This window comes from Actinomadura miaoliensis (genome assembly GCF_039536785.1).
Classification (GTDB): domain Bacteria; phylum Actinomycetota; class Actinomycetes; order Streptosporangiales; family Streptosporangiaceae; genus Spirillospora; species Spirillospora miaoliensis.
The window spans coordinates 26,034-43,667 of record NZ_BAAAZG010000024.1; the positions used below are offsets into that span (position 1 = coordinate 26,034).

General features: G+C 72.7%; 16 protein-coding genes. 13 read left to right on the forward strand and 3 right to left on the reverse strand.

All coding sequences use genetic code 11. The features are described from left to right. Positions 1–6: 6 nt before the first annotated feature. On the reverse strand, positions 7–435 hold the full coding sequence (locus ABD811_RS18900; protein ID WP_344949041.1) for a universal stress protein: 429 nt from the start codon (positions 433–435) through the stop codon (positions 7–9). Between the two features lie 429 nt (positions 436–864). On the opposite strand from ABD811_RS18900, the gene ABD811_RS18905 reads away from it, so the two are divergent. Then, complete coding sequence (locus ABD811_RS18905) at positions 865–1,434, forward strand: hypothetical protein (protein WP_344949044.1); 570 nt, start codon at positions 865–867, stop codon at positions 1,432–1,434. A 339-nt stretch (positions 1,435–1,773) separates the two neighbouring features. Here ABD811_RS18905 and ABD811_RS18910 read toward each other — a convergent pair whose 3' ends face one another. Further along, positions 1,774–4,437 carry a bifunctional acetate--CoA ligase family protein/GNAT family N-acetyltransferase gene (locus tag ABD811_RS18910; protein ID WP_344949046.1) on the reverse strand — a complete coding sequence of 888 codons (2,664 nt, stop codon included), beginning with the start codon at positions 4,435–4,437 and terminating at the stop codon, positions 1,774–1,776. A 493-nt stretch (positions 4,438–4,930) separates the two neighbouring features. Here ABD811_RS18910 and ABD811_RS18915 point away from each other — a divergent pair, with 493 nt between their 5' ends. The 8 genes from ABD811_RS18915 (at position 4,931) to ABD811_RS18950 (ending at position 11,994) form a co-directional block, all read left to right on the forward strand. Beyond that, on the forward strand, positions 4,931–5,800 hold the full coding sequence (locus ABD811_RS18915) for a universal stress protein (protein WP_344949049.1): 870 nt from the start codon (positions 4,931–4,933) through the stop codon (positions 5,798–5,800). Between the two features lie 6 nt (positions 5,801–5,806). Next, complete coding sequence (locus ABD811_RS18920) at positions 5,807–6,955, forward strand: 4Fe-4S dicluster domain-containing protein (RefSeq protein WP_344949051.1); 1,149 nt, start codon at positions 5,807–5,809, stop codon at positions 6,953–6,955. Next, positions 6,936–7,418 carry a cyclic nucleotide-binding domain-containing protein gene (locus tag ABD811_RS18925; protein WP_344949054.1) on the forward strand — a complete coding sequence of 161 codons (483 nt, stop codon included), beginning with the start codon at positions 6,936–6,938 and terminating at the stop codon, positions 7,416–7,418. The genes ABD811_RS18920 and ABD811_RS18925 overlap by 20 nt, the downstream gene beginning before the upstream one ends. Beyond that, positions 7,406–8,236, forward strand: coding sequence for an FAD/NAD(P)-binding protein (locus tag ABD811_RS18930; protein ID WP_344949056.1), 831 nt, complete (start codon positions 7,406–7,408; stop codon positions 8,234–8,236). The genes ABD811_RS18925 and ABD811_RS18930 overlap by 13 nt, the downstream gene beginning before the upstream one ends. Before the next feature lies 1 nt (position 8,237). Continuing rightward, a complete protein-coding gene (locus ABD811_RS18935) occupies positions 8,238–9,038 on the forward strand; it encodes an NADH-quinone oxidoreductase subunit B family protein (RefSeq protein WP_344949059.1) in 801 nt (266 codons plus the stop codon). Beyond that, complete coding sequence (locus ABD811_RS18940) at positions 9,035–10,342, forward strand: Ni/Fe hydrogenase subunit alpha (protein ID WP_344949061.1); 1,308 nt, start codon at positions 9,035–9,037, stop codon at positions 10,340–10,342. The genes ABD811_RS18935 and ABD811_RS18940 overlap by 4 nt, the downstream gene beginning before the upstream one ends. After that, entirely contained in the window at positions 10,330–10,806 is a 477-nt protein-coding gene (locus ABD811_RS18945; RefSeq protein WP_344949063.1) for a hydrogenase maturation protease, read from the forward strand. The genes ABD811_RS18940 and ABD811_RS18945 overlap by 13 nt, the downstream gene beginning before the upstream one ends. A 255-nt stretch (positions 10,807–11,061) precedes the next feature. Beyond that, the gene (locus ABD811_RS18950) at positions 11,062–11,994 is read left to right on the forward strand and encodes a universal stress protein (protein WP_344949066.1); all 933 of its coding nucleotides are present in this window, start codon (positions 11,062–11,064) and stop codon (positions 11,992–11,994) included. Between the two features lie 60 nt (positions 11,995–12,054). On the opposite strand, the gene ABD811_RS18955 is transcribed toward ABD811_RS18950, so the two are convergent. After that, entirely contained in the window at positions 12,055–12,678 is a 624-nt protein-coding gene (locus tag ABD811_RS18955) for an Rv1733c family protein (protein ID WP_344949069.1), read from the reverse strand. Between the two features lie 183 nt (positions 12,679–12,861). Between ABD811_RS18955 and hypF the strand changes: the two genes are divergently transcribed. The 4 genes from hypF to hypE are packed head-to-tail and all read left to right on the forward strand — an operon-like array spanning position 12,862 to position 17,619. Further along, positions 12,862–15,216, forward strand: a complete 2,355-nt coding sequence (gene hypF / locus ABD811_RS18960) for a carbamoyltransferase HypF (protein ID WP_344949072.1) — start codon at positions 12,862–12,864, stop codon at positions 15,214–15,216. Between the two features lie 5 nt (positions 15,217–15,221). Beyond that, positions 15,222–15,491 carry a HypC/HybG/HupF family hydrogenase formation chaperone gene (locus tag ABD811_RS18965; RefSeq protein WP_344949075.1) on the forward strand — a complete coding sequence of 90 codons (270 nt, stop codon included), beginning with the start codon at positions 15,222–15,224 and terminating at the stop codon, positions 15,489–15,491. Then, positions 15,488–16,576 carry a hydrogenase formation protein HypD gene (gene hypD / locus ABD811_RS18970; RefSeq protein WP_344949077.1) on the forward strand — a complete coding sequence of 363 codons (1,089 nt, stop codon included), beginning with the start codon at positions 15,488–15,490 and terminating at the stop codon, positions 16,574–16,576. Before ABD811_RS18965 ends, hypD begins: the two co-directional genes overlap by 4 nt. Further along, entirely contained in the window at positions 16,573–17,619 is a 1,047-nt protein-coding gene (gene hypE / locus ABD811_RS18975; protein WP_344949080.1) for a hydrogenase expression/formation protein HypE, read from the forward strand. Before hypD ends, hypE begins: the two co-directional genes overlap by 4 nt. Positions 17,620–17,634: the final 15 nt, after the last annotated feature.

The following is a 17,634-nucleotide window of genomic DNA, read 5'->3' on the forward strand; positions in this document are numbered from 1 at the left end:
CCGGGATCAGGACGGCTGACGGCTCGCGGCCTGATCCGCACAGACCACCACCTCGCAGGCGGACCTGTCCAGCACCGCCGACACGATCGCCCCACCCAGGGGATTGCCATGCTCGGAGTGCTCACGGGCACCGACGACCAGCAGCTCGGCGCGGCGACTCGCCGCCGTCAGCACCTGGCCGGGATCGCCGAAGGGGACGCGCAGCCGGGTGGAGATCTGCCGGGAACGCGGGATTTCCCGTGCGGCCAGCCGACGCAGGCGCAACCACTCGACGACGGCGCGCACCAGGCGCGGGCGGCTGCCGCGGGGACCCAGGACGTGGATCACGTCCAGAACGGCGTGGCGTCGGCGGGCCTCGGCGGCGGCGCGACGCAGCGCGGCGATCGAGTTGGGCGAACCGTCGACGCCGACCACCACGCACCGGGGACCGGGCATCACATTCATCGTGAACCTCCTGATCGGCACCAGCCTCGCCGCCGCCGGGGTGCTGCCGACAGTGCCGACAGCCCTCGGCGTGCGGGACCTTCGGCCCTTCAAATCCGGGCGGCGTCGACAGCAGCCCGACGACGGTCGAGCTGTTCCTGGCAAGCCTGGCCGGGGGTACTGTCCACCACGGACGGGCCGCGGGTCGCCCGCATCTACCTGACTATGCGTCCGCTGATGGGTCTGCCGGAGGGGACGGGCAGGCGCGTGGCCCTGGTGGCGGCCGCCGCGGGAACGTTGCCCCCGAGGCGGGGTTTCCGTGCTCCCCGGCTGCTTGGAGGACCAACGTCCCGCCGATCAAGAGTCTTATGCTCCTGCCGCCCTGGGCGGGCGGGGGGTTGAGTCGGTTGTGGCAAACCCCCTGGAGAAGGTGAGAGGACGATGGCTGTCTCCACTCCCAAGGCCCGTAACGGGCATCGGACCATCGCTCAACTGCGCCCGGCCCGGCCTGCTCCGCTGACCGAATCGCCCGCGGCACGGTACGTCTGGGCGATTGCCCGGCTGTCGCTGGGCTGGGTGTTCGTGTGGGCATTCCTCGACAAGACCTTCGGGCTGGGGCACGAGACCCCCGGCGCGAGGGCGTGGATCAACGGCGGAAGCCCGACCGAGGGCTTCCTCGCGCACGCGCCCAAGGGCCCGTTCGCGGGCTTCTACCACGACATGGCCGGGGTGGCCGCACTCGACTGGCTGTTCATGATCGGCCTCGCCGGAATCGGCCTCGCGGTGATGCTGGGCGTCGGCATGCGGATCGCGACGGCGGCGGGCGCGCTGTTGCTGGTGATGATGTGGAGCGCGGTGCTGCCCCCGGAGAACAACGTGTTCATGGACGACCACCTGATCTACGCGATCGTGCTGGTGGGCCTGGCGCTGGTCAGCGCGGGCGACACCCTCGGTCTGGGCAGGCGGTGGAAGCGAACCGCCCTGGTGCGTCGCTTCCCCGTCCTGAAATGACCCGCCGGCGTCGACGGGAGGCCGATGAGCAGGCACGAACCAAAAGAGTCAGGCGGTGACACCGGGACATCGGTGGCACCGCCTGGCTTTTGGCTTGGCACGGGGAGCCTTCGCTTGGCCGTGAACTTGCCGCGCAGCAGGTTCACCTTGCTGACGATGCCAGCGTCCCCCGGCGCGGTCATCACCTCACGGACCAGCAGAGCGAGCTCAGGAGCTGCTGTCGTCAAATAACTTCACGACGCCGTCGACGGTTCCGTGGGGGCGAAGGTCCGCGTGGACCGGCCGACGGTCGGCTGCCGAGCCGTCAGGTGGCGGGCGGCCTGGGCGGCGGCCGACGGCTCAGCCGAGGGCGCGGTTGAGCGGGGACGGCGCCGGAGGGGGCGGGGCGAGGCGGATGCGTGCGTCGACTGCGGCCGTGCCGCGGGGCGTGACGATCACCGGGTTGAGGTCGAGTTCGGCGATCTCGGGGTTGTCGGCGACCAGCCGGGCCACCCGTGTCACCTGGTCCTCCAGGGCGGACATGGCGGCCGGTGGGCGGCCGCGGTAGCCGGTCAGTAGCGGGGCGCAGCGCAGCGAGCGGATCATCTCGCCGGCTTCGCCGTCGGCCAGGGGCGCCGCGCGGAACGCCCGGTCGCCGAGCAGGTCGGCGGCGGTTCCGCCCATGCCGACCATGACCAGCGGGCCGAACCTGGGGTCCTCCAGCGCGCCGATGATGATCTCGACGCCCTCGCCCGCCATGCGCTGGACGACGGCGCCGGTCATTGCATCGCCGAGGGCGGCGGCCATGTTCCGGTAGGCGTGGCGGACCTGTTCGGCCGTCCGCAGGCCCAACCGGACGCCGCCGATGTCGCTCTTGTGTACCAGGGCCGGTCCGGTGGCCTTGAGCGCGACCGGGTAGCCGGTCAGCGCGGCGGCCTCGACGGCGCCCTCCGGTCCGTCCACGCTGATCGTTTCGGCCATGGCGATGCCGTAGTGGTCCAGCAGCCGGTGCGTCGTCTCCGGGTCCAGCCAGCGCCCCTCGGGGGTGAAGCGCAGCTCGGCCTCGATGAGGGAGTGCGCCTGTTCTGGTCGGATGCCGGTCGGCTCGGCCGCCGGGGCCGCGGGCCGCTGCCGCCACTCGGCTTGGTCGGCCGCGTGCCGCAGCGCCGTGACCGCCTGCTCGGGGTAGGCGTAGGCGGGCACCTGGACGGTGCCGTCGTCGATCAGCGCGTCCTCGCCGATGACGCATGCCAGCACCGGCTTGTCCGTTCCGTGCGCCGCCGCGGCGATCGCCGCCATGGACGTGGCGGCGCCGGAGCCGAACGGCGGGGTGTAGACGGCGATGGCCGCGTCGATTCCCGGGTCGGCGAGGACGGTCCGCAGCGCTTCGGTGAGCTGGACGGCGCCTGCGTCGGCGGTGAGGTCGACCGGGTTGGCGACCGCCGCCGCCGCGCCCAGGGCTCGGCGCAGCGTGCTCTGGGTCGCCTCGGCCAGTTCGGGGACCTGCAGGCCGCGCGCCGCGCAGGCGTCGGCGGCCAGCACACCGGGTCCGCCGGAGTTGCCGACGACGGCCACGCGCCGTCCGCGGGGGAGCGGCTGGTGGGCCAGCAGGCGGGTGGTGTCGAGCAGGTCCCGGACGGTCTCGACGCGGACGACCCCGGCGCGGCGCAGCAGCGCGTCCACCGCGATGTCGGAGGTGGCCGCGGCGGCGGTGTGCGAGCGGACGGCGCGACCGCCGGCGTCCGAGCGGCCGCTCTTGAGCACCACGATCGGCTTGCGGGCCCCGATCCGGCGGGCCAGGGTGGCGAACTTGCGCGGGTTGCCGAACGACTCCAGGTAGAGCGCGATGACGGAGGTGTCGGGGTCGTCCTCCCAGTACTGCAGCAGGTCGTTGCCGCTGATGTCGGCCTTGTTGCCCGCAGACACGAAGCTGGAGACGCCCAGCCCGGTCGCCCCGGCCTGCGCTAGCAGCGCCACGCCGACCGCCCCGGACTGCGACATCACCGCCAGCCGCCCGCGCGCCGGCATGGCGGGCAGGAAGCTGGCGTTCAGGCTCTCGGCGGTGTTGACGATGCCCAGGCAGTTGGGGCCGACCAGGCGCATGCCGGCGTCGCGGCAGATGGCCAGCAGTTCGGCCTCGCGCCGGGCGCCCTCCGGGCCCGTCTCGGCGAATCCGGCCGTCACCACGATCAGCGCCTGTACCCCGTGTTCGGCGCAGTGGCGGGCCACTTTGAGCACCGCGTCGGGTGGCGTGGCCACGACTGCCAGGCACACCCCGCCGGGGATCGCCGACACGGTGGGGAACGTGGGAAGCCCCAGGATCTGGTCGGCGTGCGGGTTGACCGGGTAGACGGCGCCGGAGTAGCCGCCGTCCAGCAGGTTGCGCAGGATCCGGTGGCCCACCGTCCCCGGGTGGCGGCCGGCGCCTATCACGGCCACCGACCAGGGCCGCAGCACTCGGTTGAGTGAGGCGGCCCCGGCGGTGTGCTCGCGCGCCTCGATCGCGGCAATGAGCTCGCCGGTGCACGCCAGCGGGAAGCGGACATCGTACTCGCGGTCCTCGAAGCGGCGCCGCACCTGGAACCCGGCCGTGTCGAGCAGGTCCATCATCGACTTGTTCTCCCACAGCACCGTGGCGGTGAAGTCGGTGATGCCGCGGGCGGACGCCTGGATCGCCAGTTGTTCCAGCAGCAGTGTGCCCAGGCCCCGGCCGTGCATCCGGTCGTCGACCAGGACCCCGGTCTCCGCGCTGGTGCTGTGGTCGGCGGGGATCATCTCCGCCAGGCCCATCGCCCGTCCGCCCGCGAAGGCCACCAGGGCGTGCCCTGGCCAGCCGCCGCCGGTGAGCCGGTCGATGTAGGCGTGCGGGGTGCGGTGGCCGCCGGTGAAGAAGCGCAGGTAGGCCGACTGTTCGGACAGCCGGTCGACCAGGCCGTGCAGCGCCGCTCGGTCCGATGGCGCCAGCGGTCGGATGTGGACCATCGAGCCGTCCCGCAGCAGTGCGTAGTCCCCGGAGTCGGTCATGGGAGCCGACATCATCTGCCTCCAGGCACGAAGGCGGTCCGAGCGACGCCAGACCGCGAGCCATTTGCCGCCTCCACGACATCAGCCTGGAGAGACGCGACGGCAGGGGCGAAGGTCCCCGAGAAGTAGAAGGATGGACTCTGAGGGCCGCGAGTGGCTCCATACGCGGCACCCACCGGCGGTCGCTCGCGGACGGCTGGATATCCGGGTCATCCGTCTTGGCGACGGCGGGTCTTGCGAGCGCTACGGCCCGTCTGTTCCCGTCCCGGTCCTGGCGGTCCTCCACGTTTCGTCGGTGGGTGTCAATTACAGGCTGCCCTCCTCCGAGCGGCGGCACGACTGCGTTGGTCCCGCGATGCCGGGACGAAAGTCCCGACTCTTCGCGGTGCGCTTGCGGTGTGCGGAGGTCCTGTGGCCTGGGGTCTTTCGCCCCTGGGCCGGAGCCCGGCCCATGAGTGCAATGGGATGAAGACCCAAGCGACCGGGAGGCGATATGAGCAGGGGCTCGTACGTGCTTGTCGGCTATGACGGGGCCAAACAGAGTGCATATGCCGTGGGGTGGGCGGCGCTGGAGGCCCGGCTGCGGCGGCTTCCGCTGACGGTCGTGCACGCCTGGCGCTGGCCGTACCCGATCAGCCACATCGATTACGAGGGCGCGGCGATCGTCAAGCGCATGGGCGAGCACGTTCTCGATCACGGCGTGTCGCTGGCCGAGCGTGCCGCGCCGGGGGTGCGGGTCCACGGGCGGCTCATGGACGGACCGGCGTACGCGGCCCTGATGTCGGCGGGCGGCGACGCCGAGCTGATCGTCGTCGGCTCGCACGAGCAGGACCGGTTGCCGGTGGCCTCGACCGCGTTGCAGCTGCCGGCCCGGGCGCGCTGCCCCGTGCTGGTCGTGCGCACCCCCGTCCTGGGACACCGGCGGGTGGTCGCCGGGGTGGACGGCTCGGCGGGCGGTGACGCGGCCCTGGGGTTCGCGTTCGAGCAGGCGGCCCTGCGCGGCTGGAGCCTGCTGGCGGTGTACGGGTGCTGGGAGCCGGGCGCGGTGCCGCGCGAGGAACTGGACATGTTCCACGACGACGAGAAGCTCAAGCAGGTCTGCGGCGCCCGGCTGGAACGCGCCGTGGCCCCCTACCGGGTGCGCTACCCGCAGGTTGACGCGTGGACGTCGCTGGTCCTGGATCCGCCCCGCGAGGCTCTGTTCGACGCGGCCGAGCACGCCGACCTCGTCGTGGTCGGCAACCGCGGCTGCGGCACCGTGGACCCGCTGCTCCTCGGGGCCACCAGCAGCGCGCTGCTCCAGCACGCCCCCTGTTCGGTCGCCATCGTGCCGCCCACCCACGAGGACATTCGCGAGGAATGAACGGCGATGGCGAAACTGATGACAGCCGGCCTGAGCGCTCTGTACGACGCCCTGCGCCGGGCCGGCTACACGGTGGTCGGGCCGACCGTCCGCGACGGCGCGATCGTTCTCGACGAGCTGCGCTCGGCCGACGACCTGCCGTTCGGCTGGGGCGTCACGCTCGCGCCCGGCGGCTACCGAGTCCGGCGCCGCGACGATCAGGCTGCGTTCGGTCATTCAGCGGGTCCCCAGTCGTGGAAGCCGTTCCTGCACCGGCCGCGGGTGAAGCTGTGGGAGGCCGACCGCACCGAGGACGGGTTCGAGGTGCGAGAGGAGCGGCCCGAGCCGCCTCGCTACGCCTTCCTCGGCGTGCGCCCGTGCGACCTACGCGCCATCGAGATCCAGGACAAGGTCCTCATGGGCGGCCGCCACACCGACTCCGCGTACGCGTCGAGACGCGAGGGCGTGTTCATCGTCGCGGTCGACTGCACCGAGCCGGGCGAGACGTGCTTCTGCGCCTCGATGGGGACGGGCCCGAAGTCGGGACCCGGCTACGACCTGGCGCTCACCGAACTGATCGACGACGGGAGTCCCCGTTATGTCGTCGAGGTCGGCAGCGAGGCGGGATCGGCCGTCCTGGCCGAGGTGCCCACCGAGGAGGCAGGCGAGGATCTTCGGGAACGCGCCCGCGCGGAGGTCGCCGCGGCCGCCGAGCACATGGGACGGGAGATGCCCGCCCTCGGCCTGCGCGACCTCATGGCGGGCAGCCTGGACTACGCGCGCTGGGACGAGGTGGCATCCCGCTGCCTGAGCTGCGGCAACTGCACGATGGTGTGCCCGACGTGCTTCTGCACGACCGTCGAGGACACCACCGACCTGACCGGCGAGCACGCCGAGCGCTGGCAGTTGTGGGACTCCTGCTTTGACCTCGACTTCTCCCACCTGCACGGCGGCGACGTGCGCTCCTCCCCCAAGAGCCGGTACCGGCAGTGGCTGACGCACAAGGTCGGCACCTGGCACGACCAGTTCGGCTCGTCCGGCTGCGTCGGCTGCGGCCGCTGCATCGTGTGGTGCCCGGTCGGCATCGACCTGACCGAGGAGGTGGCGGCCCTGCGGGCCGAGCGCGACGAACGTGCTTCAGGGGAGGAGGTGCGTCATGACCGAAGTGGGGATTGAGCAGCTGGCGGGGCAGGCCGTCTTCACGGGGATGGACGCCGCCGATCTGGCCAGGCTCGCGCCCACAGCGCGCCCGGTCAGCTTCCCCGCCGACCGGCGGCTGTTCGAGGAGGGCGGCACGGCGGACCGGTTCTGGATCGTCCAGGACGGGACCGTCGCCCTGGACCTGCACCTGCCGGACCGGGGCACGCTGATCGTCGAGACGCTGGGCCGCAGCGCGATCGTCGGCTGGTCCTGGCTGTTCCCGCCCTACCGGTGGAGGTTCGGGGCGGTGGCGACGCGGCCGGTGCGGGCCCTGGAGTTCGACGCCCGGCTGGTGCGCCTCATCTGGGCGCTCGACCCGCGGCTGGCGCACGAGCTGACGCGACGGTTCGCCGAGGTGGTCGTGGACCGTCTACAGGCCACCCGGATCCGCCTGCTGGACCTGTACGGGGACGCGGCGGAGGTCCGATGGCGCCCCTGACACCTGTGCCGTACCGGGTGGCGGAACGCCGCCAGGAGACCCGGGACACCGTCACGCTCGCCTTGGAGCCCGTGGCCGCCCGGATCGCCGAGCCGAGCCCCGGCCAGTTCACGATGATGTACGCCTGGGGCGTGGGTGAGGTGCCGATCTCCGTCAGCGGCGGGGTGGACGGTGCCGGCGGTGCGAGACCACTGGTCGAGCAGACCGTGCGGGCGGTCGGCGCGGTCACCCGCGCGCTGTGCGACGCGCACCCGGGGGCGATGCTCGGGCTGCGTGGCCCGTTCGGCATCGGCTGGGGGCTGGAGGAGGTACAAGGTTTCGACCTGATCCTCGCCGCCGGAGGCATCGGCCTGGCGCCGCTGCGGTCGGTGGTTCTGCGTGCGCTGGCCGAACCCGGCCGCTACGGACGCGTCGTGTTGCTCGTCGGCGCCCGGACTCCCGCCGACCTGCTGTATCCGGACGAGCTGCAGGACTGGCGGCGGTGCGGCGTGCAGGTGGAGGTCACCGTGGACCGCGCCGCGGCGGACTGGACCGGGCACGTCGGCCTGATCACCTCCCTGATCGACCTGGTGGACGCCGACCCGGCCCGCTCGGCCGCGTTCGTGTGCGGCCCGGAGATCATGATGCGGCTCACCGCACAGGGCCTGGTGGAGCGCGGGGTGCCGGGTGACCGCGTGCGGCTGTCCCTGGAGCGCAACATGCGCTGCGGCGTCGGCTGGTGCGGCCACTGCCAGCTGGGGCCGCTGCTGCTGTGCCGCGAAGGGCCGGTCATTCCCTATGAGCGCGCCGAGCCCCTCATGGCCGTGAAGGAGCTGTGACATGAACAAGGAGAAGCCGACGCTGGCGGTGTGGAAGTTCGCCTCCTGCGACGGCTGCCAGCTCACCCTCCTGGACTGCGAGGACGAACTCCTCACCCTCGCCGGGGAAGTGGAGATCACACACTTCCTGGAGGCGTCCGACGAGACCGCACCCGGCCCGTACGACGTGTCCCTGGTCGAAGGGTCGATCACCACACCCGACGACGCCGAGCGCATCCGGCACATCCGGGAGATCAGCGGCACGCTGATCACCATCGGGGCCTGCGCCACCGCAGGAGGCGTCCAGGCACTGCGCAACTTCGCCGACGTGGAGGAATTCGCCTCGCTGGTCTACGCCCGCCCGGAGTACGTGGCCACCCTGGAGACGTCCACGCCGATCAGCGCGCACGTCCGCGTGGACTTCGAGCTGCAAGGTTGCCCCATTGACCGGCGGCAGTTGCTGGAGGTTCTGTCGGCGTTCCTCATGGGCCGCAAGCCACACATTTCGCAGCACCCAGTGTGCTTCGAATGCAAGCGGCGCGGCAACGTCTGCGTCATGGTCGCCCACGGCACGCCGTGCCTGGGGCCGATCACGCACGCCGGCTGTGGCGCCATCTGCCCGGCGTACGGACGCGGCTGCTACGGCTGCTTCGGCCCGTCCCCGAACTGGAGCGGCGCCCGGCCCAACACACGCGGGTTGCTGCCCTGGCTGGACATGACGCCCGACGAGACCGAGCGGGTCCTGTCCACCTTCAACGTCGCGGCATTCCGCGAGGAAGACCACGAACTCCGACGGCCGGACACCCCCGGGGGCGGGTCATGACACACCGGCATGAACGCACGCTGAGCGTCGGCGCCTTGGCGCGGGTGGAGGGTGAGGGCGCGATGTACGTCCGTGTCCACGACTCCACGGTCGAGGAGGTGCGGCTGGACATCTACGAACCACCCCGCTTCTTCGAGGCGTTCCTGCGCGGCCGCGCCTACACCGAGCCACCCGACATCACCGCCCGCATCTGCGGCATCTGCCCCGTCGCGTACCAGATGAGCGCGTGCCAGGCCGTCGAGGACGCCTGCGGGGTCACCGTGGACGGCCCGCTGAACGACCTGCGCCGCCTGCTGTACTGCGGCGAGTGGATCGAAAGCCACGCCCTGCACATCTACCTGCTGCACGCCCCCGACTTCCTGGGGTACCCCAGCGCCATCGACCTCGCCCGGGCCGACCGCGACCTCGTCCAGCGCGGGCTGCGGCTGAAGAAGGCCGGGAACACTCTGATGGAGACGCTCGGCGGGCGTGCCATTCACCCGGTGAACGTCCGCGTGGGCGGCTTCTACCGAACCCCGCCTCCGGCGGAGCTGCGTCCGCTCGCCGACATGCTGCGGCACGCGCTCGACGACGCCCTCGCCACCGTGCGATGGGCGGCCGGCCTGGACTTCCCCGGCTTCACCCACGACCACGAATACCTGGCGCTCACCACCGCCGACGACTATCCGCTCGAATCAGGCATTCCGCGCACGACGGGCGGCCGCTCCTTCACCGCCTCCGCCTTCGAGAACCACGTCGTCGAGATGCACGTCCCGCACTCCACGGCCTTGCACGCACGCCTGGTGGACGGCGCCCGGTACATGACCGGCCCTCTGGCCCGGTTCTCGCTCAACCGCGACCGGCTGCCGCCGATCGCCGCCCAGGCCGCCGACGAGGCCGGGCTCGGAGCCGAGTGCCGCAACCCGTTCCAGAGCATCGTGGTACGCGCCGTCGAGATCGTCTGCGCCGTCGAGGAGGCGCTTCGCCTCATCGCCGCTTACCGGCCGCCCGATCACGCCTACGTTCCGGTCGCTCCTCGCAAGGGCACCGGCCACGGGGTGACCGAGGCCCCGCGCGGCCTGCTCTACCACCGCTACGACCTTGACTCCCAGGGGCGTATCACCGCCGCCAGGATCGTCCCGCCGACCTCACAGAACCAGGCGGCCATCGAGGACGACCTGCGCCGGTTCGTGGCGGCCTGGCTCGACCTGGATGACTCGGCGCTCACCCGCGCGTGCGAGCGGGCGATCCGCAACTACGACCCGTGCATCTCCTGCTCCACACACTTCCTTGACCTGACCGTGGACCGGCGATGCCGATCGTGATCGGCGTCGGCGACCGGTTCCGCCGCGACGATGGCGCCGGCCCCGCCGTGGTGGAGGCGCTGCGCGGGCGGACGCCGGACGGGGTGACGCTGGCGGTTACCGACGGCGAACCCGCGCGGCTCATCGAGCTGTGGGCCGGCGCCGACCTTGCGATCGTCGTCGACGCCGTACGCGCCGAGCCGTGCCGTCCCGGACACGTCCACGAGATCGGACCCGACACCGCGCTCCGTTCCGGCGGGGTCGCGAGCAGCCACACGCTGGGCCTGGGCGAGGCCGTCGCGCTGGGCCGGGCGGTCGACCGGATGCCCGGGGCGCTGCGCGTCCTCGCCATCGAAGGAGCCGAGTTCGGCTGGGGGTGTGAGCTGACTCCCCCGGTCGCCGCCGCCGTCGAAGCGGTTGCGGAGCGGATCGTCTCTCTCCTGGCCCGCCGCCGGGCGCCTCAAGGGGGCAGGGGCATGGCGTGACCCGGGACGTAGCCCGCACGTCACGAACTGGGCACCGGTCCCGCCTGGTTCCATCAGGAGCCGTCGAACAGCGCGATCTCTCCGGTCGCGCATCTCGCGTCCCACGTGACGTATGGAGACAGCCTCTGGTCACCGACGCTTGGAGCTCCCCGGCCGACGGCAGCAGAGGCCCTGCCCCTCCCAACAATCAAGGGCCCTGGGCGACCAATGTGCATCAGCGCCGCATCGGGGCCGTTGAGCGAGCCTAAAGTCCCGGTGACCGGGGCCAAAATCCCCCTGGACGGCAGCCCAGGGTCGCCTAGCGTCACGAATATGAACGAGATCGTAGTCGGAGTCGACGGCTCGGAGCACGCTCTGGTGGCGGTGGATTGGGCGGCCGAGGAGGCGCACCGCCGTGCGGCCAGTCTGCGGGTCGTCCACGTGATGGTGCCCTGGCCGCTCGACATTCCGGTCGATCCCCGCGTGGTAGCCGTATGGGAGGGGCAGGTGAACACCGGTGAGGGGCAGCAGGTCGTCGACGAGGGCCTCCAGCGCGCGCGCCGACGCGTGCCGGACCTGCGGGTGGCGGGGGAGCGGTCGAGCGGCCAGCCCGCCGCGACCTTGATCGAGGCGGCCGAGAACGCGGCCATGCTCGTCGTGGGTTCCCGGGGCACCGGCGCCCTGGCCGAGGTGTTGCTGGGATCGGTGGCCTTGCAGGTCGCCTCGCACGCCCGATGCCCGGCGGTCGCGGTGCCGGCCGTCGGCCCGGAGGTCCATGGCGAGATCGTGGTGGGGGTGGACGGATCGCCGGCCGGCGCGGCGGCGGTGCGCTTCGCGTTCGAGGAGGCCGAGTTGCGCCAGGCGAGGCTGCGCGCGGTGCTGGCGTGGACGCACCCGGCGTCGACGAGGCCGGGTGACATGCAGCCGCTGGTGTTCGATCCTGAGATCGTCGCGGCTGAGGAAAGGCGGCTCCTGAGCGAGTCGCTGGCCGGCTGGCGGGAGAAGCATCCCGACGTCACGGTGGTGCCGGAGGTGACACGGGCGCGGGCCACCCGGGCGCTGGCGGCGGCATCGGAACGCGCCGATCTGCTCATCGTGGGATCGCGCGGCCGCGGCGGGTTCACCGGGCTGCTGCTCGGCTCGGTGGGGCATGCCATGCTGCACCGGGCGCACTGCCCGGTGGCGGTGATACGTCCCCACACGAACTGACGCATGAACTGACAAAGCGGGCGGATCAGCGTGAGCGCTCTGGCGGACAACCGGCGGCGGTCAACCGGCGTAGCGGCGGTCGAGCCGCTCCCACGCCCTGTCCCACGACGCCGCGCGACGGCGGTCGCACACGCGCCGGGTCAGCGCGTACACGAAGGCCAGGGGTGTCCCCACCCCCATGACGACCCAGCAGGCGGCCAGCGCCGTGTCCACGACGACCTGCTCTCGTGACAACGGCCGGGCGACGAGGTCACCATTGGTGTTCACCCAAATCCGCCGGGTGCCGTCCTTGCCTGCGGACGGCCACGCCGGGATCTCCCCGGTACGAGCCGTGCCGTCCGGGGCACGCCAGCGCGCCCACACCGTGGACGGCGACTGATCGCCGGTGTCCACGACGGCACCCGCCGAGGGCTGCCTGATCGTCGCGACGACCGGGTACCGGCCGACCTTCTGGGCGGCCTCGGCGTGCAGGCCCGCCTGGTGGGCGTGGCTCGCCGCCCAGATCGCCAGCGGCGCCGCGATCACGAGGAACACAAGGACGATCGCGACGCCGACGGTGCGTTGTGCGCGGTCGACGGGACGCCGCAGGTCGCTGTGGCCGAATCCGAGCCGCCGGGCGAGCGGGCGCAGCCGCGGGAGCGGGCACAGACGGGCGCCCGTGCGCGCCGCATGTGATCGTCGCATGGCTCCTCCCTCGGTCCCTACCGACGCTAGAAGCGGGCGGCAGGGGCTGGGAGGGGCTTTGTCCCCTCGCCCCGCACCCCGAAAGCCCTTCTTACAGAGGGCTGAGCAGTCGGGACCTTCGTCCCGGCCGCCGAGGTCGCGCGGCCCTGCCAGGTGTCGCGGACGGCGGGCGAGGCTGGCCTTATGACCAGCGTGCGAACCCGCGAGGAGACCGACGAGATCGAGCTGTGGCGGTTCGAGGTGCGCGGAACCGTGCAGGGCGTGGGTTTCCGGCCGTTCGTGTACCGCCTGGCGACGGCCTGCGGGCTGCGCGGGGACGTGCGCAACAGCGGCGGGATCGTGGTGATCAACGCGGCTGGTGCGCGTCCGGCGCTGGACGACTTCGCGGCCCGTCTGGTCGCCGAGGCGCCCCGCCAGGCGTCGGTGACCGGCGTGACGAGCGTGGCGGCGTCGCGTCCGGCCGAGGCAGTGGTCCCGGCGGGGTTCGCGGTGCTCGGCAGCGCTTCGGGCGGGTCGCCCACCCGGGACGTGCCGCCAGACCTGGCCACCTGTGCGGACTGCTTGGGGGAGCTGTTCGATCCGGGTGACCGGCGGTACCGGTATCCGTTCGTCAACTGCACCGCCTGCGGGCCACGGGCCACGATCATCGCGGGTCTGCCTTACGACCGGGAACGCACGACGATGGGCGCCTTCGTCATGTGCCCGGCGTGTGCGGCCGAGTACCGCGACCCGGCCGACCGTCGTTTCCACGCTGAGCCCGTCGCCTGCCCGGCCTGCGGGCCGAGTCTCGCCTGGTATCCGAGCGGCGAGCAGGGGGAGGACGCCTTGGCCGCCGCCGAGGCGGCACTCCGCGACGGCGGCGTGATCGCGGTGAAGGGCATCGGCGGCTACCAGCTCGTGTGCGACGCCACCGATCCGGGGGCGGTCGAACGGGTGCGCGCCGCCAAGGGGCGGGAGGGCAAGCCGCTCGCCGTCATGGTGCCGGACGTGGCGTACGCGTGCGCGCTCGCCGCGCTGGCCGTCACCGACGTCGGCCTGCTGACCTCACCCGCACGTCCCATCGTGCTGGCTCCCCGCAGGCGCGGGACGCTGGCTCCGCAGGTGTGCGACGGCCTGCCGGACGTGGGTGTGTTCCTGCCCTACAGCCCGCTGCACCACCTGCTGCTGCGCGACCTCGCCCGGCCGCTCGTCGTGACCAGCGGCAACCGCGCCGACAGCCCCATGGTGATCGACGACGACGCGGCCCGTCGCCTGCTCGGCCCGGTCACCGACGGCGTCCTGAGCCACGACCGGCCGGTCCTGGCACGCTACGACGACTCGGTGGTGCGCGCCGTCGCGGGGCGGCCGTCCACCGTGCGCCGTGCCCGCGGGTACGTCCCGGCTCCGCTGCCGCTGCCGGTCGCCGCCCCGGAGCCGATCCTGGCGCTGGGCGCCCAGCTCAAGCACACCTTCACCGTCGCCAACGGTGGGCGTGCCGTCGTCGGACCGCACACCGGTGACCTGGAGAACGCCGAGACCTTCGCGGCGTTCGAACGTTCGCTGGAGCGCTGCCTGCGCGTCGAGGACGTCCAACCGGCGTATGTCGCGCACGACCTGCATCCGGAGTACCTGTCCAGCAAGCACGCGGCGCGGTGGCCCGCAGGGCGGCGGATCGCCGTCCAGCATCATCATGCCCACGTCGCCGCGACCGCCGCCGAACACGGCGTCCGCGGCCCGTTCCTCGGTGTCGCCTACGACGGTCTCGGATTGGGGGACGACGGCACGTTCTGGGGCGGGGAGATCATGCTGGCCACCTACACGGCCTACCGGAGGCTCGGCCGCTTCTCGCGGGCGCCGTTGTGCGGGGGCGCCGTGGCCGTGCGGCGCCCGGCCCGCATGGCACTCGGCTATGTGTTCGGCGCCGAACCACTGGGGGAGAGCGGCCCGGATCCGGAACTGGCCGCCGACCTGCTGGCGCGGTTGCCGCGACGCGAGGTCGCCGTCGCGCGCCGCATGATCGACCGCGGGGTGAACTCGCCGTTGGCCTCCAGCGCCGGGCGGCTGTTCGACGCTGTGGCCGCCCTGCTGGGGATCTGCGACGACAACCGCTACGAGGGCGAGGCCGCCATGCGGTTGGAGGCGGCCGCCATGAGGCATGGGGACACCGACCCGCTCGCCTGGCGGGTTGTGCGGCGCGACGGCCAGTGGGTGTACGACGCCGCGCCCACCCTCCGCGAGGTGGTGCAGGCCCGGGCGGACGGCCGGCCCATCGGAGGCATCGCCGCGGCTTTCCACCAGACCCTCGCCGCCGCCACCGCCGTGCTGTGCGAACGCGCCGCCACCGAGACCGGCGTCGGCACCGTCTGCCTGTCGGGGGGTGTGTTCCAGAACCGCACGCTCGCCACCGCCGTCGTCACCGCGCTGGAACGCGCGGGCTTCACGGCCTTGCTCGGCGAGCGGATCCCGGTGAACGACGGCGGCATCAGCTATGGACAGGCCGCGATCGCGGCGGCCCGGCTGGCGGCCGCCGACGGATCGCGTGGCCCGGACGGAGGGTGAGCGTCATGTGCCTGGGCATCCCCGGACGCGTCGTCGAGATCCTCGACGCCGACCCGCGCATGGGCGTGGTCGACTTCGACGGCGTCCGCCGCGAGGTCTGTCTCGCCTACGCCCCCGAGGCGGGTTTGGGCGACTTCGTCATCGTCCACGTCGGTTTCGCGATCAGCACGGTCGACGAGGAGGAGGCCGCGCGCACCCTCGCCGTGCTCCGGGCCATCCCCGACGCGCTGCGCACCGAACTGGGCACCGGCGAGGAGAGCGGGGGAGCGGCATGAGATTCCTGGACGAGTACCGAGACCCCGTCCTTGCCCGGCGGCTGCTGGCCGACATCCACGCCGCCGCCACCCACCCCTGGACGATCATGGAGGTCTGCGGCGGGCAGACGCACACCATCGTCCGGCAGGGCATCGACGAGCTGCTGCCCGCGACCGTGCGCATGATCCACGGCCCTGGCTGCCCGGTCTGCGTCACGCCGCTGGAGACGCTGGACCGCGCCCTGGCCATCGCCGCCCGTCCGGAAGTGACCTTCACCAGCTTCGGCGACATGCTGCGCGTGCCGGGTACCTCCGGCGACCTGCTCGGGTCGCGCGCCCGCGGCGCTGACGTGCGTGTCGTCTACACTCCGCTGGACGCCGTCCGACTGGCCGCCGACAACCCGGGCCGCCAGGTCGTCTTCTTCGCGGTCGGTTTCGAGACCACCGCCCCGGCCAACGCCATGGCCGTGCTGCGCGCCCATGCCCTGGGCCTGGACAACTTCTCCATGCTCGTCAGCCACGTGCTGGTGCCTCCCGCCATCACCGCCATCCTCGACTCCGCCGACAACCAGGTGCAGGCGTTCCTGGCCGCCGGACACGTGTGCGCGGTGATGGGCTGGACCGAGTACGAACCGATCGCCGCCCGCTACCGGGTGCCCATCGTGGTCACCGGCTTCGAGCCGCTCGACCTGCTGGAAGGCATCCTGATGGCCGTCCGCCAGTTGGAGGACGGCCGCTGCCAGGTCGAGAACCAGTACGTCCGCGCCGTCCGCCGCTCCGGCAACACCGCCGCCCAGAACGCCGTGCGCCGCGTGTTCCAGGTGACCACCCGGGCATGGCGCGGCATCGGCCCCATCCCCGCGAGCGGTCTGGCGCTGGCGCCCGAGTTCGCCGCCTACGACGCCGAGCGTCGCTTCGGCACGGGCGACCTCGACTCCGCCGAGAACGCCGAGTGCATCGCCGGAGCGATCCTGCGGGGCACCAGGCTGCCCACCGACTGCGCCGCGTACGGCACGCGCTGCACGCCCCGCCACCCGCTGGGCGCGCCGATGGTCTCCAGCGAGGGCACCTGCGCCGCCTTCTACAACGCCGGGAGAACGCGATGACCGATCCGACCACCATGAGCTGCCCCGTCCCGGCGGTCGAGACCGAACGGGTGCTGCTCGGGCACGGGTCGGGCGGTCGACTGATGGCCGAGCTGCTCGGCGACGTGATCGCCGCCGAACTCGGCGGCGACGTGACCAGCGAGGACGCCGCCACCGTCGACACCGGCACCGCCGAGGTGGTGATCAGCACCGACTCCTTCGTCGTCACGCCCCGCGTCTTCCCCGGCGGCGACATCGGCGCCCTGGCCGTGCACGGCACCATCAACGACGTGGCCATGCGCGGCGCCCGGCCGGTGGCGCTCAGCCTCGCCTACATCGTCGAGGAGGGCCTGCCGCTGGACGAGCTGCGCGCGGTCACCGCGTCGGCGGCGCGCGCGGCGGACGCGGCGGGCGTGCGGATCGTCACCGGCGACACCAAGGTCGTGCAGCGCGGCGCCGCCGACGGACTGTACGTCACCACCACCGGGCTGGGCGTCCGCCCGCCGGACGCGCAGCCGTCGGCGGCCGGGGGCCGTCCCGGCGACGCCGTCCTGCTGTCCGGGCCGATCGCGCTGCACGGCACCGCGATCCTCAGCGCCCGCGAGAGCCTCGGCTTCGAGGCCGAGATCGCCTCCGACAGCAGGCCGCTGCACGCGCTGGTCGCCGCGATGATCGAGGCCGCCGGACGCGAGGTGCACACGCTGCGCGACCCGACTCGCGGCGGCCTGGCCAGCACCCTCAACGAGCTCGCCGAGGCCTCGTCGGTGGGCGTGGAGATCGACGAGGACTCCGTGCCCGTTCCGCCGCCCGTGGCCGCCGCCTGCGAGCTGCTCGGTCTCGACCCGCTGCACGTGGCCAACGAGGGCTGCCTGGTCGCCTTCGTCGCGCCCACCTCGGCCGGCGCGGTCCTGGACGCGATGCGCGCCCGCGCCGAGGGAGCCCAGGCCCGCCGGATCGGCGAGGTGACCGCCGGGCATCCCGGGCGTGTCCTGATGCGCACGCTGCTCGGTGCCACCCGCGTCGTCGACATGCTCGTCGGCGAACAGCTCCCCCGCATCTGCTGACACCGCCATCGGACA

Coding starts and splice junctions, on each gene's coding strand:
- hypD (WP_344949077.1), top strand. CDS start 15,488: ATGAGATTCCTGGACGAGTACCGAGACCCCGTCCTTGCCCGGCGGCTG.
- hypE (WP_344949080.1), top strand. CDS start 16,573: ATGACCGATCCGACCACCATGAGCTGCCCCGTCCCGGCGGTCGAGACC.
- hypF (WP_344949072.1), top strand. CDS start 12,862: ATGACCAGCGTGCGAACCCGCGAGGAGACCGACGAGATCGAGCTGTGG.
- ABD811_RS18900 (WP_344949041.1), bottom strand. CDS start 435: ATGCCCGGTCCCCGGTGCGTGGTGGTCGGCGTCGACGGTTCGCCCAAC.
- ABD811_RS18940 (WP_344949061.1), top strand. CDS start 9,035: ATGACACACCGGCATGAACGCACGCTGAGCGTCGGCGCCTTGGCGCGG.
- ABD811_RS18905 (WP_344949044.1), top strand. CDS start 865: ATGGCTGTCTCCACTCCCAAGGCCCGTAACGGGCATCGGACCATCGCT.
- ABD811_RS18930 (WP_344949056.1), top strand. CDS start 7,406: ATGGCGCCCCTGACACCTGTGCCGTACCGGGTGGCGGAACGCCGCCAG.
- ABD811_RS18965 (WP_344949075.1), top strand. CDS start 15,222: ATGTGCCTGGGCATCCCCGGACGCGTCGTCGAGATCCTCGACGCCGAC.
- ABD811_RS18920 (WP_344949051.1), top strand. CDS start 5,807: ATGGCGAAACTGATGACAGCCGGCCTGAGCGCTCTGTACGACGCCCTG.
- ABD811_RS18935 (WP_344949059.1), top strand. CDS start 8,238: ATGAACAAGGAGAAGCCGACGCTGGCGGTGTGGAAGTTCGCCTCCTGC.
- ABD811_RS18925 (WP_344949054.1), top strand. CDS start 6,936: ATGACCGAAGTGGGGATTGAGCAGCTGGCGGGGCAGGCCGTCTTCACG.
- ABD811_RS18945 (WP_344949063.1), top strand. CDS start 10,330: ATGCCGATCGTGATCGGCGTCGGCGACCGGTTCCGCCGCGACGATGGC.
- ABD811_RS18955 (WP_344949069.1), bottom strand. CDS start 12,678: ATGCGACGATCACATGCGGCGCGCACGGGCGCCCGTCTGTGCCCGCTC.
- ABD811_RS18915 (WP_344949049.1), top strand. CDS start 4,931: ATGAGCAGGGGCTCGTACGTGCTTGTCGGCTATGACGGGGCCAAACAG.
- ABD811_RS18910 (WP_344949046.1), bottom strand. CDS start 4,437: ATGACCGACTCCGGGGACTACGCACTGCTGCGGGACGGCTCGATGGTC.